Raw genomic sequence first — 17,155 nt, 5'->3', positions numbered from 1 at the left:
AAAGCCTCCTTAGTTATCTAATTAGTAGGATAAACCATGGCCAAATGGATATAAAGTTTCCCCTTGCCCGTTCGGGATCGTGACAGGGAGTTTACCAGATGGATTTATTTCACCGAAAATGGCTGCTGCAGTTGCTTTAAAGCTTGCGGTACGGAAACCATATTGAGTGATATATGCATCAACCTGAGGAAAGGACATAATGTCATATGGATTACGAATCGCAACAGCTATAGAAGGCGCATTATAGTTGTCGGTAATATCATTAATTCTCTGCATTTGAGGATGGGTAGGTAACCTCATTGCTACATTTGATGTATGGCTGCCAATAATAATATAATCCGCCTGACGAAGCTGCTCCTTCTGTGCATCGGTCAGTTGATAGCTAGAAGGAAGGGTAATCTCCTCAGTGTTGGCATGCTTTTCTTTAATAGCGTTATATAATTCTTGGTTGTAGGTCATACCGATAACGACAATCTTTCCGGATTCCTGCAAGTCATTTAAAGGCAGGAGCTGATTGTTATTCTTGACGAGGGTAATAGATTTCTCTGCAGCTGTTTTCTCGATCGCCTTATGCTCTGGTGAACCAACGGTCTCAAGCGCTTTTTCGATTCTTTCTTCAAGTGGGTCTGGGGATTCTTCTTTAAAGATGCCCCTTTTGATTTTCAGTGACAGGATCCGTTTTACGGATGCATCAATTCGCTTTTCTTTAATATCGCGATTTCTTACTGCATCAAGGAGCCCATTACGAACATCCTCTAGTCCAACGGGCATAAGTACAATGTCCGTACCTGCCTTAACAGACATGATGGCCGCATCGACAGTTCCATAATGCTCGGTGATAGCACCCATGTTCATGGCGTCTGTAACGATCAATCCATCATAGTCCATTTCCTCCCTAACCAATTCTGTCAGAAAGCGGTGGGAGAGAGTTGCTGGTATAGAGACTTCCTCACGGGTCTTTTTGGAAATCACTTTCGTGTCATCTACCTTCGGAAAGGTGATATGCGCGGTCATGATGGCATCAACACCAGCATTCATCGCTTGCTGAAACGGGTATAGTTCCACTTCCTTTAATCTCTCCATCTCATATGGAACTTCTGGAAGTCCAACATGGGAATCAACTGCCGTATCGCCATGACCTGGAAAATGCTTGGCCGTTGCAATCGTGCCTGTTTCCTGCATGCCTTCAATATAAGCAGTTCCTAGTTCAGCGGTTAGTTTCGGGTCTTCACTGAAGGAACGGACACCAATGACAGGATTGTTACTATTATTGTTGACATCAAGCGATGGGGCAAAGTTTGTATTAATGCCAAGCGAACCGAGCTCCTCGCCAATGGCACGCGCAACATCTTTCGTGATTGTCCCAGACCGTGTAGCTCCTAAGGCCATATTGCCGGGCATATCAGTTCCAGATTGCAGCCTGGTCACAATTCCACCCTCTTGATCAATTGAGATGAGCATCCCATATTTCTCAGAGGCGAGCTGATACGCATCCACGAGACGAGCGGTTTGCTCAGTCGTTACAACATTTTCGCGGAATAGAATAACTCCACCCAAGTCATAATCCTTAATTTGCTGTTCTATCTCCGGCAGCATCTCTGTCACATTCTTGCCATCCCAGTTCCGGTAATCAGGCATAAGCATTTGCCCGATTTTCTCTTCTAACTTCATCTTGCTAACGGCATATTCAGCAAGCTGGTACCGTTTTTGCTTGATGGAGCGGAATGTTGCATTTCCCTTTTTATCCACTACCAAAAAGGCAGTGTCTATCTTTTTTCCCGATGTAGCAAGAATGACTGCCACTCCTGATTTCCCTGTAATCGTCAAGGTTCCATTAGAACTAATTTTCGCGATACGTTTATTTGCAACCGACCATTTTACCTTATTTGTCTTTGTAAAATGACCATCATGGTAGACGTTCACTGCCTTCATTTTGACACTGTTGCCGCTAATCGTTTTATCAACCTCATGCAGATTTTGATAGATTACAATATCTCGCACACCATCATTTGGATTTGCTGGTTTCTTAGTTTGGCTGCTGAATCCGGTCGTCAGGAATACACTCATCACAAGTATAATCAAGAACCATTTCCTATTTTTCAATATTAGCACCTCCCCATTTAATCTGTTCTACGTTCAAATCCATTGCTCTCGAAGGTCAGTCGTTCCTTCTTTCCATTTGTTTTTATGCTTGCGTCTTGTACATACCAGCCGCGCCCGTTCACGCTTTCATCAGTTTTATAGGAAAAACGAATAAATTTCGTGCCGGCAGGAATGAGGACATTCTCCTTCTCCCATCCATTGCTTTTTCCTGTGAAGCTTTGAATACTTGTAAATGCTTTTCCGTCAGTCGATGTTTCCAAATATCCATAATCACTCTCCTCTTCAATCCGGAACCAGGTATCGAAACTCAAATAAGCATCTCTTTTTAAATTCACTTGAGCTGAAAGTGTGTTATCTAATTGATCTCCATAGCTCGCGAACCAAGCCATTTGTCCCTTTTTCACATTTATAGGTATGCTGTCTCCCACACCTCTAGCGAATGTTCGTCTGATAGGATTAATGGAAGGTGTATTTCGGGATGGATGTACCCGGTTTGTAAGTAAAATAGCAACAGTCTGATTAGATGGACTCATCACAAGAGCTGTACCGGTATAGCCCGTATGGCCAGCGGTGAATGTATCAGAAAGTGAATCCATGTACCAGCCCTGATTAAGCTCAAAGCCTAATCCATGGTCATTTCCTGGAAACGCAGTGTTATAGTTCTTCATAATTAAGTCAATCGTTTTCTTCTTTAGAATGCGTATCTTACCGTATTTACCATCATTTAAATATGCATGGGCGAGAATCCCTAAATCCTTGGCTGTGGAGAAGACGCCTGCATGACCAGCCACACCTTCAAGCGACCACGCATTTTCATCATGAACCTCGCCCCAGACAAGCCCTCTCCCTATCTTTGGCTGATATTCGGTTGCAGCTATACGTTTCTTTAATTTTGCCGGAGGATTATACATCGTATCCTTCATACCAAGCGGCTCTGTGATGGCTTTCTTAACAAACTCGTCCTGCCGGAGACCACTCCATTTCTCGACTAGCGCCCCAAGCGTTATCATGTTCAAATCACTGTATAAATAGGTGTTCCCAGGCTCGTTAATCAAACCATGTTGCAGTACGGACTGGATGCGGCTTTCTCGAGTGCCCTCTTGCATATAAAGAGGCATCCCAGCTGCAAAACCTGAAGTATGGGTTAAAAGTTGTCTGATTGTTATGTCTTCTTTGCCGTTTGCAGCGAATTGTGACAGATGCAACGCAACAGGGTCATCGAGTTGGAAAATTCCTTGCTCATAAAGCATCATGACCGCAGTAGTTGTAAAAAGCTTACTAATAGAAGCGATATCAAAAATTGTATCCGCTTTCATTTTAAGGGGTGTTTCAATTTCCGTGAAGGTATCATCCTGATAGAGAGCCGCAAACCCATATGCAGCTTTTTGAACAATATGACCGCTTCGTGCCACAAAGGTGACCGCCCCTGGAATTAAGCCGCTTTCGATGTATTGGCCGATTGTCACATCTATGTCATCAAGTGCAGACTGCTTCATACCTGCCATTCTGGCATTTGAAGGTAGGAGTATCGGTAGCATTCGACCAGGTTCGTCCCAATATGATGCATTGTCTAAATGTCCCTTAGCACTTGTCATCATTAGACCATCGGATGTGTTAAATGCAGACACAGCAATCATCGTGCTGAATGCAATTGAGGTGATTTTTTTCATATCATTCCTCCTCTTTTTTATCACAAAGCGAGTGATCAAAACGAAAGAAAGGTTGATGAAGGCTACGGAGATGGATCTTTGGGGGATTTATCTAGATAGATTCCTCTCACTCGAGAATACATCCATCTTTCTTATTTTTCTATCCGGCATAAGTACTTACTTCCATTATTAACCTTAGGTCTATCTTAATGTAACAACAATTATTTCATGAAAAAATGACAAGTTTCTGCATATTCACCTCATTCTTATTGCTTAGTTTACCTATATGGATATATTCATAACTAAGAGATCATTAGTTTCATTTACTTATATCTAATTTCTCAGCTAACTATTTTTATAAAAAAATAGATTTCTATATAAAAAAAGAAACTGCCAGTGAGCAGTTTCTTTCATCACAATGTAAAAAACATGTAAAATTTTATTGAATCTGACTGGTCGAAACCATAAATCAGCAATATTTTCTAATTAAATCTCCCAATGTACGGTCTAGCGTGCCAATGTCCGACTTATCAAAAGTGAATTTAACAAACGATTCATCCATGTTTAATGATTCAGCTAAGAAGCTTGAGAAACCTCTTGCTCTTCGATCGATTTGAAGCAACACTCTTGCTTCGTTTTCCGTCAGCTGGAATACAGCTTCTAGTTCATCCAGCTTTCTCGCAAATTCACCGGATGTAGCTTTAAATTCAAATTCCTGAACAAACGGTAAGCCGTTTCTGAAATACGAAGGAGTCTTTTCACAATCTACCTGACGTAAGCGGAATCCCAATCTTCCTGCAGCATCAATGAATTCTCTTACAAGCTGATGTGGCTTTATTTCCAAAAAGTCTTTATCTTGAGGGTCGATTGCCATTTTAATATCCAAGCCGGTTTGAATCCAAACACGTGTACTTCCTTTTGTAACAGGGGCTTCATAAGGAATATTCAACTGAAAGGGCACCACTTTATCTTCATTTGAAGCGATTGTGAAGCGTTCAGTCAATAAGATTTTGTCCAAGGCAACAGAACGTCTAACCTTTTTATCATCAACTTCCACTACATAGTCAGTCATTAATGTTAAATAGATGTTATCAATATCCTGCTCGTTTTTTCCTCCCTTGATAAAAACCTCACCTTCGATTGTCTCACCGACAATATAACTTTTTTTCGCAAGCCTCGTATCAACTTTGGCAGCACCAATACCTATGGATGACAGCAGTTTATCAAACATGATAATCCCTCATTTCCTTTTTATAAGTCTATTTTACTATACTTATCCGTAAAAATAACTAGTACAGAACAATTATAGATATTCAATGTAAAATATAATTAACTTATTGGGCAAAATCCCACTAGAGTTGATAGATAGACTGTATGAATACTATTGAAAGAGTTTATGCTAAGACTGTTATTTAGTTGGCCGGTGTTGATTCTAATATTTTTCAAATATCTTCTTTATTACACAATGGATCACCAACAGATTAATCTCTTTAATATTCTAGAAAAAATTCCTCTTTTAATACAAATGGCAATTTACAAAATGGGCGCTCTCTACTTCTATTCTTTTAGGCAAATGGTGTTTACAAATGTCCATCACTTTAGGACAGCGCGTATGAAATGGACATCCAAGCGGTGGATTTAATGGTGATGGAGGCTCGCCAAGAACTTCTATTCGTTCACTTTTAGTTTTCGGATCTACTGAAGGTACTGCAGAAAGCAGTGTCTGGGTATAAGGGTGTAACGGGTTATTATAAATATCATCAGTTACAGCTTCTTCTATTAAACTACCAAAATACATAACACCAACCCTGTCTGAGATGTGGCGAACTACACTTAAATCATGTGCGATAAAAATATATGTAAGCTGTAATTGCTTCTGTAATTCAATTAATAAATTTATAATTTGTGCTTGAACCGAAACATCCAATGCGGAAACAGGCTCATCACAGATGATTAACTCTGGTTCACAGATTAGTGCCCGAGCAATCCCTATGCGTTGTAATTGACCGCCAGAAAACTCGTGAGGGAATTTATATAAGCTTTCCGGTCCCATTCCTACGCTTTTCAGTACTTTAATGACCTTTTCTATTCGTTCTGATTTTGCGCCAACATTATGAATTGCAAGTGGCTCTTCTAAACTTTTTCCTATCCGTTTTCTAGGATTCAAGGATGAATATGGATCCTGAAATATCATCTGTAACATTTTACGATATTTTCGCATGTTCCTTTGGGATAGGCTTGATAAATTTATCCCCTTGAATACAACATCACCATTTGTTGGCCTTATTAAATTTAGGATGGTTCGGCCAGCTGTACTTTTACCACAACCTGATTCACCTACCAGACCATATGTTTCACCTCGTTCAATACATAGGGTGATATTATTGACTGCTTTTACAATCACTTTTTTTCCTAAGCTTTCATCTTTAAAATACTTCTCCAAATTATTCACTGTCAATAGAATATCTTTTGTATTATCATTCTGTTGCATATAATTCCCCCTCCTTTGCAAACAAACATCGGACACGATGATTTTCACTCAATACTTCAAATGGAGGATTCTTCTTTGTACACTCAGGGGTTACAATTGGACAACGAGGGGCAAATGAACAGCCGGCAGGTTTTTCAAATAAAGAAGGCACCATCCCTGGTATAATATGCAATAACTCTTTACGATTACCTTTTAAATCAGGAATTGATTTTAGTAACCCTATTGTATATGGATGCTTTGGATTAGAAAACAATGTTATGGCATCTGCCTCTTCTACTACTTGACCCATATACATAACAATCACTCTATCACAAATTTCCGCAACTACTCCTAAATCATGAGTAATCATTAAAATTGCCATATCTAATTCCTTGTTTAATTTCATTATTAGTTTAATGATTTGAGATTGAATCGTAACATCTAATGCTGTAGTAGGCTCATCTGCGATTAACAATTTAGGTTTACATGCCAGCGCGATAGCTATCATTATTCGCTGTCGCATACCTCCAGAAAATTTATGGGGATAGTCGTGTATCCGCTTTTCTGGTGAGGGGATACCGGTAAGTCGTAACAAATCAACTACTTTATTAGTGAGTTCAGACTTCGGAATATTTCGATGTAATACTAGTGCTTCCTTTATTTGATCACCTACCTTCATCAAAGGATTTAATGAGCTTATAGGATCCTGAAATATCATAGATATATCATTACCCCGTATGTCTTGCATTTTTCTCTCGTTAACTTCAAGTAAGTTTTCACCTTCTAATTCCACTTTACCTTCATAATTCACCAATCTGTCTTCATCAAATAATCTCATAATTGATTGTGCAGTCACACTTTTACCACAACCGGACTCACCTACTAAACCTACTACCTCACCCTTCTTTATCTGAAAATCTACACCCTTAACAGCAGAAACATTTCCTCTTTCTGTTTTAAAACTTGTCTTTAATCCAGTAACATTTAATAAGACATTTGATGACATAATTCCCCTCCTTTGTTAAATTACTTTTTCATTTTTGGATCTAATAAATCCCGTACTCCATCTCCCATTAAATTCAGAGAAACGACGCTTAGTACCACAAATATTCCTGGAAATACGACCATCCACCATGCACTGAATATCACCAGTTTTCCATCATACAAGATATTGCCTAAGCTTGGATTGGGAGCTGGTACACCTACTCCCAAAAAACTTAATGCAGCCTCCAAAATAATAACTTCCGCAAAAATATAGGTTGCCTGTACTATAAGGGGAGATAAAGCATTAGGAAGTATATGTCCAAAAATAATACGTAAATCACTAGCACCTAATGACATCATCGCCTCAATATATGTTTGTTCGCGGATAACTATGGCCGCAGAACGGATAATTCGAGCAATATAGGGTGTGAAAACAATGGTCAAACAAATAACAACATTTTTAATATCTGGACCTAATATCGCCATAACAGCAATCGCTAATAAGATAGATGGAAAAGCCATAATTCCATCACATATCCTCATTAAAAGATTGTCTAAGAATTTGTAATAACTTGCATATAGTCCAACGAACAGACCAAAAAGAGTAGATAATATAGTAACAGAAAGCCCTATAATAAGAGAAATTCGTAAACCGTACAGTATTCTACTAAATAAGTCTCGTCCTAAATTATCCGTACCGAAGTAGTGATCGCCATTTGGTCCTACAAGCCGATTCATGGCATTTACTTCGATAGGTGTATACCTTACAATCAAGGGCGCAAGAATTACAATTACCGTAATCAACAGTAAAATTGATACTCCAGTGACAGCAGCCCTTGTTTTAAAGAAGCGGGTTAACTTTATTCTATTGCGCTTTTTCAGTTCTGCCTTTTGAACTTCTTTAATACTACTTATAACGTTTTCTTGCATTCGATATCACCCTTTCTTTTACGAACGCTTGGAGGACAATCTAACGCGAGGATCTATAATACTGTACAAGACATCAATAAATAAATTGATAAATACATAGCAAACAGTTATGAATAATACAATCCCCTGGATAACAGAATAATCTCTTCGTGTTACCGAATTGACTATAAGTTGACCTATCCCTGGTATGTTAAAAATTGTTTCCACTACAGCAGCCCCAGCTACTAAGGAGGCAAAAGATTGGCCAATGACTGTTAAAATAGGAATAAATGCGTTTCTTAAAGCATGATAATAGATAATCCTTTGCTCTTTCGCCCCCTTGGCCTTAGCTGTACGTATAAAATTTTGGCCTAAAATTTCAAGCATGGATGAGCGTGTCATTCTTGTTATTAGCGCTGCCTGAAGTAATCCCAATGATACGGCCGGTAAAGTCAAATATTTAATATGCTCGATAATACCTTGATCCAATGGTTTGTACCCAGCGACTGGAAGCCATTTTAGAAGCACACCGAAAATCATAACCAAGAACAATCCAGATAAAAAACTGGGTAATGAGATGCCAAATAACGAAGCTGATGTTAAAATTTGATCAATTATTGTTCCTTTTTTTCGGGCTGCCAATATTCCAAGTGGAATAGCAATAACAAGAGCTAAAATTTGTGCATAAATAGCTAAAGATAATGTTGCTCCGAGATATTGAAAAAGAATTTCAGACACAGGTTGGTTACTAAAATATGATGTTCCTAAATCTCCCTTGAAAATTCCAGTAATCCAAACGAAATACTGTGTAACAATGGACTTATTTAATCCCATCTCTTCCCTAAGATTCTCTATTTGCTCACCAGAAGCCTCTTGACCTAAAATTGTACGGGCAGGATCTCCTGGAATAAGGTGTATTAATGTAAAAACAATAATTGATACGATTATCAACACAGGAATGATAGAGAAGACCCTTTTCATTAGATATATCTGCATATTATTCACCTCGATATAAACCTTGCTGATATTCTACCAGCAAGGCTATCAAATTTTATTCAGTGACTTTTACATTCCAAAAAATAGGTCCTTGGAAGAATTCTAAATTACTCACTTTTTTTGAACGGCCAGTTAATGTATAAATATCCCCAAGACTCGTTATAGGTAAAGATTCCCACATATTTCCTTGGAGCTCATCCCACGCAGCTTTAGCATCTTCTCTTGTCGTTTCATTATCAATCTTAACCATTAATTTTGAAATTTTTTTATCATCTGTCCACCCTGAGTACGTCGGACTTAAATATAAGTAACTCGTGGGTGTGGTTACGGGGCTATATGACATCACGTATAAATCAAATTTATCAGGGTCATTCTCAATCTCTAATTGAGTAGCCCAATCGTATACATCTATACGTACTTTTACTCCTATGCGTTCAAGCTGATCTTTAATTACGATTGTTGCGTTATAGAATTGCGGATATTCTTTATTAGTAACCATAACTAACTCTTCACCGTTGTATCCTGCTTCCTTGAGAAGTTGCTTTGCTATCTTTTCATTTTTTTGATTATAATGTTCACTCCCGCTTTCTGAAAACCAAGCTTCTTGTTCTTCAAACATATAACTTGAACCCATACGATAGAACTTTTCATTTGTCCCTGCACCCATCATAATTTCATCTATATCCAATGTGGCATTTATAGCTTGGCGCATCTTTTGGTTTGCCATTAAACCTGTTTTTTTATTGTATACAATCGTTAAATCTCCAAGCAGCTCTGATTCTGATGCTAAATCAGAGTTATTTTCAATCATATCGAAGTCATCATAGGAAAGGGAACGAGCAATATGATACTCACCAGTCTGCAAGCCAGCCAACCGAGTAGAAGCATCTGTGACAATATAGAAATAAAGATTGTTGATAAACAATTCCTTCGTACCAGCCAAACCTTGAGATGGAATATCTATAGATTGATAGTCTTTAAATTTTTTTAGATGAATGTATTGCTCAGATTTCCATTCAATAAAACTAAATGGCCCTGTTCCAATAGTTTCAGTAACACCATTAGCGGCAGCATTATTAATTACTTCTTCAGGCATGATTGATGCTAACTGTTTGGCTCCAGCAATCATAGATTGAAATTCTAAAACACCTTTAGATAACTGAATTTCTACTTTATAATCGTCAACCTTTTTAAAACGTGCATCACCAACTACTGATTGAATTGTACCGAAGTTATCTATCCAGCGATTCATGGAAGCAACTACATCATCAGCAGTTAACTCCTTACCGTTATGAAATTTAACACCTTTTCGCAAAATAAAAGTAAATTTTTTATTATCCCCCGATTGTTCCACTTTTTCTGCCAACTCCGGTACTACTTCATATTTGTCATTTAAAACAACCAGCTGCTCGTATATATTTCGCGAGATATCTCGGGTAATTCCCGCTGTTGTTATATGAGGATCTAATGTATTCGGCTGCGCGTTGATTGCAACCTTTAATTCTGTTGCTTGTTTTTTTACATTTGAATCAGTAGCTGATTCTCCGCCTGATGAACAACCACTTAGGACAAAAGCTAAAATTAATATCATAAATAATAAATTTTTCTTCATAATAAAATCTCTCCCTTATCTGAAAATTCAGAAAATATAAAGCGTTTTTTTTCATAAAACTCGAATCATAATGCTATTTTAAGATGACTGAATTAAATTTAGACCGTGTCTAAGCGTTTAAATGGTCTTCCCATCTTTTTAGAATGGCCCTTCTTGACCACTAAAATTTCATTTTCAGCCAGCCTTTCTTTTTGAAGACTTCAACTGGAGTATTCAAAGAAAATTTACACCTCTCTTCTCTAGAGCGGATTTTGAACAAAGGTAGATTTAATTACTGATAATTTTAGAGAATCATCCTTCGTATGATACCATTTATAAAGCCATATCGATGACTATCCGCTTTGCCCTTCCTGATCTTAACAAATCAAAACCTTTGTTTATTTCATTTAGTGATATTCTATGGCTAATTAATTTATCAATAGGCATTAATCCTTTCTCATAAAGTTCTAAATATTTGGGAATATCCAGATACGGTAAAGAACTACCGATATAGGATCCCTTTATTATTTTTTCTTCAGTCGTTAAATTAATATATGGTATAAAAAGCTTACTTTCAAAATCCGGTAAACTGCTTGTAATATATGTAGCCCCTGGTTTTAGAAGCTTATAGGCTATATCAAATGCTTCTGATACACCTGAAGCATCAAAAACGAAATCTAACTTGCCTTCAAAATCATGCATTAATTGTCTAACAGAACTATGTTTAGAAGTATTAAATGAAAGATTTGCTCCCAATTCTTGAGCAAAAGCTAATTTTTCATCATTAATATCCATTGCAATAATTAGACTAGGTCCCATTACTTTACTGCCTAATAGCATGCTTAACCCAACACCGCCAAGCCCTACGATGCCAATATGACTTCCAGGAGGAATTTTTGCCGTGTTAATTACGGCACCTGCACCAGTAATTAATGCACATCCTGAAATAGCAACAACATCAAGTGATATTTTTTTAGGGACTTTAACGATTGAACGGGATGACATAATAGCATGTGTTGAAAAGGCAGATATACCAGCATGGTGTGAGACATGTTGGTCATCTACTATGATTTTCTTTTTGCCACTTAAAAGTGTTCCTTTTATATTTGCTTTTTTACCAAACGTACATAAAGAAGGTCTTCCCTTTTGGCAATACTCACATTGCATACAGCTCGCCAGAAAAATACATACAACATGATCACCTTTTTGGAAATTATGAACATCTTTTCCGGTTTTCATAATTATTCCGGATGCCTCATGCCCAAGGGCGATAGGATATGGTCTCGGGACTTTTCCATTAATAACAGATAAATCAGAATGACAAATTCCAGCGTATGCTATTTCAACTAGTACCTCATCATCATCAATATCATCTAGCTTTATATCCCTTACTTTTAGAGGTTTGCTTTTACTGTATGGAAATTCGATAGATGGATTATATAAAATTGCAGATTTCATCAAGACTCTCCTTTTTCTCAGCGTTTGTTACCACCCTTTATAACGGCTTTTGATACCTTGTTATATATATATTCTATAGAATAGCCAATATCCTATTTTATTAAAAAATCAGAATGGACATTTCACCTATCTTATACTAATATTCTTTATTGTATTTTTGTTCTGTAAATTCATATTACATTCTTCTCTATTAATCACCTTCAAAATACTTCAGATTGAAGATTAAATATATAGGATAATAAAAGGTATTGTTATTCTCGGTTTGTTTTATTCGTATCAAGAAATCAATTTTTGTTCTGACTGTAAAGGTTAATTAAGTTTTTAAACAAAATATATAAAGCGATCTCTTTTAAGAAGAGATCGCTTCATCCACAAGTCTTTCTTGTTCTACAATTTTATAATGCTGAAAAGCAATCGCAAATCCTGTGGTATTTGTTGAACTTTGCACATGTACGTTGGCATTATAGATGTCTGCAATACTATTAATCAGCCAAAGTCCAATACCTGCTCCACTCGTTTGCGCTTTAGCCGAATTTGTACGATAATACTTTCCAAAAATCTTTCCAAGATTATTATAATCTATACTCGAACCAGAATTTATGACTTCAATAACGATCTTTTTGGTCTGATTATACTCACGGATACCAATAAAGATGGAGGAGTCTTCTTTTGAATATTTTATGGCATTATCAAGCAAGTTTCTGATCATCAATTCGATTGAACCTTGGTCAATCCATATATGAATATTGGGGTTAATACTATACTTGAAATGAAATTCTCGATTAGGGTATTTTTTCTTATATTCCTCAAAAATAGGTTTGATTTTCTCGATTGGATTCAGCCAACTATCTGGAGGGGAACCCCCTAAATAATACATATCATAAATGATTTTTATGCTAGATAATAAGGAAGTGATATTTTCCGTTTCATTTATAACGGATTGAAGTTTCTGTTTCATTTCCTCATCTGCTTCAGGTAGCATATCCTCTATCAATTCAAGTTCATTCTTAATATTATGGGCTGGATTTTTAATTTCATGAACCATTTCATCAAGGAAGGATTTGGTCTCTTTAATCCCATCCTGCAGTTCAAACATCGTCGTATTGACTGCGGCAATCGTCTTTTCTATTTCTGGTATAACAGGCTTTTTGTATACGAAACTCTCTAAATGAAATCGTGACATTTTCATAAAATGTTCTCTCATTTTTATTAGAGGGGTATAGTAAAGATTTCTCATAATTTTATAGTTAATGAAAATTAAAAGCACTGATAGACTGATGAATAGCAAGCATTGAATAGTCACTATTTTGAACTCCTGCAAGAGAGCTTTACTAACATTACGGTAAGTAACGATCTCACCCTTAAAAGCATCTGTATTAACCTCATGGCCGATGTTGATTAAAATAGAATTACTTTCATTAAGTAATTTCAGATCCAAATTTTGTTTAATAAACACATTATAGACATCCCCTAAATCGACATGCATTAACAGTTTGTTTAACAAAAATAATAAAAGACCATCGAAGCCTTCAACGTCATCGGCAAGTACTGTTGTGTCCTTATAATATAATGCCTTTGACTGAGTATCTTGATTATAAACATAGATATACTCGTTATCTTTTGGAATAGTTTGCAAAAAGTCAGTTAATTCTTCGGTATCAAGCTGATCTTCATATAGAGCATGTTCTAGCCAAATATGAGTTGGGAATAATTCAGATGCCTCTTTCCTAAAGAGAGTCGACATCCTGTTATAACCAAATAAAATAGTGGTAATAAACACCAGCGATATGATTGAAAAGTATGCAACTTGCTTAAACACTCGCTGATTATTTATCAAATTCTTTTTAAAACTAATCATTTTATATCTTAAGTGTTCCTTTCGCCTATTCAATTAAATTAACAGAGGATTTCATTATATCAAAATAATAATGTCTTTTTATATGTATTTAATTCCAGTCCTTTCGTTATGTATAAGCACCATCATTCATTAGAAAATTAGTTGAAAATGTGATTATGAAAGCAAAAATAAAACGCCGCTCCGATTGGAAAGACGTAAAAAAAAAAAGGATATCTACCTATAGAATCATTTTATAAATAGATAGAGCGGTCTGCTATTAAAAATTATTAATTTGATACACTATCAATAAGGAGGGTCCTTTAGTTTATACCTATACCTACAACTAATATTAATATGAAAAAGCCAACCCAGATAAGGGCATTTAGGAGGATACCAAAAATCATGCTTACCATTTTTTTAGATAAAATAGCAAAGACGATTCCTGCTATAGATAAGATGGTAGCCATTAACAAGAACAATCTAGGATATGCCATATTATCCGTTATAAAATAGGATAAGACTATACAGATGCCTACTGTTAATAAAGATAATCTGCCGTATGTGTTCATAGATATCCTCCTTTCCAATTTAATTCTATTGATATATGGTAAAATCCTTCATTAATAATGCGAAAAAGCTGCTTTAAATTCTAGAAGAATAATGATCCTCTTATCTGATGGATTGGTAAATTCTGACTTCACTAAAATAAGCATGGCCTAATGACCATGCACCAATTTCAGATGATTAATCATCTATAATTTTAAGTTAATAATTAGACTTCCTGAGTTCTCTTTTTAAAAACAAATATTGAAATAAATAGAATAATAACAGCATACCCAAGTACCCACCATAGATGCGGAAACATATTTCTATAAACTCCGCTTAATGCAGCTTTTCCAGCTTCAACAGCATGAACAAACGGCAGTAGATAAGCGATATCCTTAAATAATCCACCTACTAGCTCTAAATTTATGCCTTGCCTGTTATCTCACTTACATTGCATCTACTACCATCTTGGCAATCGTTCCATTGGATAGTATAAATTTATCAATATTAATATGTGAGAAATTTTCAACATGCTCTTCTCTTTCAATTTCGACAACTGTATGGACATGAGAGGCGATTCTTTCAACCGCACATGCAATCATTAATGACTTTCCGTCAGTTAAGGTTTGATTCTGAATCCGATCATCAGAGAAAATCAAGATAGATTTTGCATTTTGGATATTGGCTTTCTTTAATACCTCAACATTCGAGGCCTCTCCTCTTATATAATGGATATTTCCATTTACATAAGATAGCTTTTCAAGCATATCTATAACCACTATTTCCGCCTTTTTATTCTTGTCTAAAATTTCCTTAACTGCGTTTTGCGCCTTATGTGACCAATCTATGATAACAATATGATTCTTTCCTTCATACATAAGCTCTCCACCCTCTTTACGTCTTCTGTAAACCGTAAAACTTTCCATAACTTTTCCGATAAAAGTGGCGAATAAACCAATACCAACCACATACAAAAATAGGATTGTAAATATTCTTCCTTCTATAGTAGTCGGTGACATGTCTCCATATCCAACCGTCAACATGGTCGTCATTGTGAACCATAACGAGTCCATATAGGTAGTAAACGTATCTGGTTCAATCAACCTGAGCATAATTGTACAGAATACGATTAAAAATATGGTTGATGTGGTCAATAATAACCAAGACATATGTGTTAGTTTAAAATATAAATTACGTAAGATAATCATTCAAACACCTCTTCTTACTCTGAACAGGATTTTTTTCGGTTAATGCATGCATAGTCCATTTTCTCTATTATTATAAGATTGAACCATCTATTTAATATATACTCAATTCCATTTTGTTACTTTTATTATTCAATATAATGCTGTCCAAAGTTAAGTTATTTAGCGTGTCCCTCTTTCCTCTCGTATGCTTCTGCAATTCCAATTAAAATATTTGCCTACATATTTCAATTATTTACCACCCATATACCGGGTTACCCTATCTCTAACTACGCAAATCTTAAGATAATTTGGTTAAATGTGAAGCATTTTGTAAATAGGTATTTCTTTACAGTTTATTCTCCAACTGTTATGTTAGAGAAAATAATATACATTCTTTGTATAAGGGTTATTAGCTTATTGGATATGCGCTTAAATATTTTCAAAATTAATCCTTCTAAAGGGTTTTTTTCTTTGCAAAAAAACAATGGGTCATAAATCGCAGTAATTAGGAGCTGTTGATATGCATAGCATTGATAGTAGCATACATGTGTTTTTAGAAGGTGTTTCAACTCACATAATCTCTTCCGAAGATACTCTTGCAGATTTACGATTTAAAGACGCTACGAATACATATTCCGAGGAAATCAATAGTATGGTTAAAACTTGGCGAAAAACCCTTATAGAGATATATGGATTTTCAATTGCCCAAGAGCAAAACGAAACCTTTGCAGTTTTAAAAGAATGGGGAAAGGAAACCGTTGATTTACTCATAAACTTAAATTTATCACTTGCTGATGCAATAGAAGAAGTTAGATTTTATCGTGATAAAATTGGCGGTATCATCAAGGACCAAGCTAAAAAATATTCAGTAAGTCTGGACGTTTTCTATGAAATCATTTCTAAATTCGATTCAGTTGTTGATAAAGCGATACACTGGCTTAGTATTTCTTATTCTTCACAATACTCCAATAGAATCGTATTAGCGGAGAGGACTGCTTTTGAACTGTCTATTCCTGTTGTTAGGATTACATCCAATATCGGGATTATTCCAATCATTGGAGTATTAGACACTCAACGTGCAAGCCACTTGATGGAAAAAGCATTACAGGCTGGAAGTGAATATGATCTAAGTTATATTATTATTGATCTATCAGGAGTTCCGATTACGGACACAATGGTGGCTCATCAGATATTTAAAGTTATTGATGCATTGCGACTCATCGGTATCGAGACGCGCTTATCCGGTATCCGAATAGAAATTGCACAAACAATGGTAAACCTCGGAATTAAATTTACAGCTAAAAGCTACTCTAGCTTACATTTGGCTGTTAAAGATATCCTATGATAAATTTCTCTCCCGGACATACAGTCGGGAGTATTTTTATTTAAAACAAAAAAGACACTCAAAGAATGTCTTAAAATAGA

The 17,155-nt window shown here is 36.1% G+C and carries 13 protein-coding genes; 1 reads left to right on the top strand and 12 read right to left on the bottom strand.

From position 1 onward, the window contains the following. Positions 1-21: 21 nt before the first annotated feature. The 12 genes from F7984_RS09210 to F7984_RS09155 form a co-directional block, all read right to left on the bottom strand. Entirely contained in the window at positions 22-2,106 is a 2,085-nt protein-coding gene (locus F7984_RS09210; RefSeq protein WP_375138410.1) for a glycoside hydrolase family 3 protein, read from the bottom strand. A 14-nt stretch (positions 2,107-2,120) separates the two neighbouring features. Beyond that, positions 2,121-3,773, bottom strand: a complete 1,653-nt coding sequence (locus tag F7984_RS09205) for a serine hydrolase domain-containing protein (RefSeq protein WP_140461450.1) — start codon at positions 3,771-3,773, stop codon at positions 2,121-2,123. Positions 3,774-4,221: 448 nt separating this feature from the next. Then, positions 4,222-4,983, bottom strand: a complete 762-nt coding sequence (locus F7984_RS09200) for a sporulation protein (protein ID WP_140461449.1) — start codon at positions 4,981-4,983, stop codon at positions 4,222-4,224. A gap of 285 nt (positions 4,984-5,268) precedes the next feature. After that, the gene (locus F7984_RS09195; RefSeq protein ID WP_140461448.1) at positions 5,269-6,243 is read right to left on the bottom strand and encodes an ABC transporter ATP-binding protein; all 975 of its coding nucleotides are present in this window, start codon (positions 6,241-6,243) and stop codon (positions 5,269-5,271) included. Beyond that, entirely contained in the window at positions 6,230-7,228 is a 999-nt protein-coding gene (locus F7984_RS09190; protein WP_140461447.1) for an ABC transporter ATP-binding protein, read from the bottom strand. The genes F7984_RS09195 and F7984_RS09190 overlap by 14 nt, the downstream gene beginning before the upstream one ends. A gap of 20 nt (positions 7,229-7,248) precedes the next feature. Further along, entirely contained in the window at positions 7,249-8,136 is an 888-nt protein-coding gene (locus F7984_RS09185) for an ABC transporter permease (RefSeq protein WP_140461446.1), read from the bottom strand. Between the two features lie 18 nt (positions 8,137-8,154). Next, complete coding sequence (locus tag F7984_RS09180) at positions 8,155-9,111, bottom strand: ABC transporter permease (RefSeq protein ID WP_140461445.1); 957 nt, start codon at positions 9,109-9,111, stop codon at positions 8,155-8,157. A 55-nt stretch (positions 9,112-9,166) separates the two neighbouring features. Beyond that, positions 9,167-10,723 carry an ABC transporter substrate-binding protein gene (locus F7984_RS09175; protein ID WP_140461444.1) on the bottom strand — a complete coding sequence of 519 codons (1,557 nt, stop codon included), beginning with the start codon at positions 10,721-10,723 and terminating at the stop codon, positions 9,167-9,169. 312 nt (positions 10,724-11,035) lie between these two features. After that, positions 11,036-12,160 (bottom strand): alcohol dehydrogenase catalytic domain-containing protein, encoded by a 1,125-nt coding sequence (locus F7984_RS09170; RefSeq protein WP_140461443.1) that lies wholly within the window; start codon positions 12,158-12,160, stop codon positions 11,036-11,038. Positions 12,161-12,509: 349 nt separating this feature from the next. Continuing rightward, positions 12,510-13,979 carry a sensor histidine kinase gene (locus F7984_RS09165; RefSeq protein ID WP_192796844.1) on the bottom strand — a complete coding sequence of 490 codons (1,470 nt, stop codon included), beginning with the start codon at positions 13,977-13,979 and terminating at the stop codon, positions 12,510-12,512. A gap of 338 nt (positions 13,980-14,317) precedes the next feature. After that, positions 14,318-14,566 carry a hypothetical protein gene (locus F7984_RS09160; protein WP_139891951.1) on the bottom strand — a complete coding sequence of 83 codons (249 nt, stop codon included), beginning with the start codon at positions 14,564-14,566 and terminating at the stop codon, positions 14,318-14,320. Positions 14,567-14,989: 423 nt separating this feature from the next. Continuing rightward, positions 14,990-15,751, bottom strand: coding sequence for an ion channel (locus tag F7984_RS09155; protein WP_066103869.1), 762 nt, complete (start codon positions 15,749-15,751; stop codon positions 14,990-14,992). Positions 15,752-16,250: 499 nt separating this feature from the next. On the opposite strand from F7984_RS09155, the gene F7984_RS09150 reads away from it, so the two are divergent. Continuing rightward, the gene (locus F7984_RS09150) at positions 16,251-17,075 is read left to right on the top strand and encodes an STAS domain-containing protein (protein ID WP_066103872.1); all 825 of its coding nucleotides are present in this window, start codon (positions 16,251-16,253) and stop codon (positions 17,073-17,075) included. Positions 17,076-17,155: the final 80 nt, after the last annotated feature.

The organism is Pradoshia sp. D12 (assembly GCF_008935075.1).
GTDB lineage: Bacteria > Bacillota > Bacilli > Bacillales > Pradoshiaceae > Pradoshia.
This window is presented reverse-complemented; position numbering and strand designations above follow the sequence as displayed.

Coding starts and splice junctions, on each gene's coding strand:
- F7984_RS09205 (WP_140461450.1), bottom strand. CDS start 3,773: ATGAAAAAAATCACCTCAATTGCATTCAGCACGATGATTGCTGTGTCT.
- F7984_RS09200 (WP_140461449.1), bottom strand. CDS start 4,983: ATGTTTGATAAACTGCTGTCATCCATAGGTATTGGTGCTGCCAAAGTT.
- F7984_RS09195 (WP_140461448.1), bottom strand. CDS start 6,243: ATGCAACAGAATGATAATACAAAAGATATTCTATTGACAGTGAATAAT.
- F7984_RS09190 (WP_140461447.1), bottom strand. CDS start 7,228: ATGTCATCAAATGTCTTATTAAATGTTACTGGATTAAAGACAAGTTTT.
- F7984_RS09185 (WP_140461446.1), bottom strand. CDS start 8,136: ATGCAAGAAAACGTTATAAGTAGTATTAAAGAAGTTCAAAAGGCAGAA.
- F7984_RS09180 (WP_140461445.1), bottom strand. CDS start 9,111: ATGCAGATATATCTAATGAAAAGGGTCTTCTCTATCATTCCTGTGTTG.
- F7984_RS09175 (WP_140461444.1), bottom strand. CDS start 10,723: ATGAAGAAAAATTTATTATTTATGATATTAATTTTAGCTTTTGTCCTA.
- F7984_RS09170 (WP_140461443.1), bottom strand. CDS start 12,160: ATGAAATCTGCAATTTTATATAATCCATCTATCGAATTTCCATACAGT.
- F7984_RS09160 (WP_139891951.1), bottom strand. CDS start 14,566: ATGAACACATACGGCAGATTATCTTTATTAACAGTAGGCATCTGTATA.
- F7984_RS09155 (WP_066103869.1), bottom strand. CDS start 15,751: ATGATTATCTTACGTAATTTATATTTTAAACTAACACATATGTCTTGG.
- F7984_RS09150 (WP_066103872.1), top strand. CDS start 16,251: ATGCATAGCATTGATAGTAGCATACATGTGTTTTTAGAAGGTGTTTCA.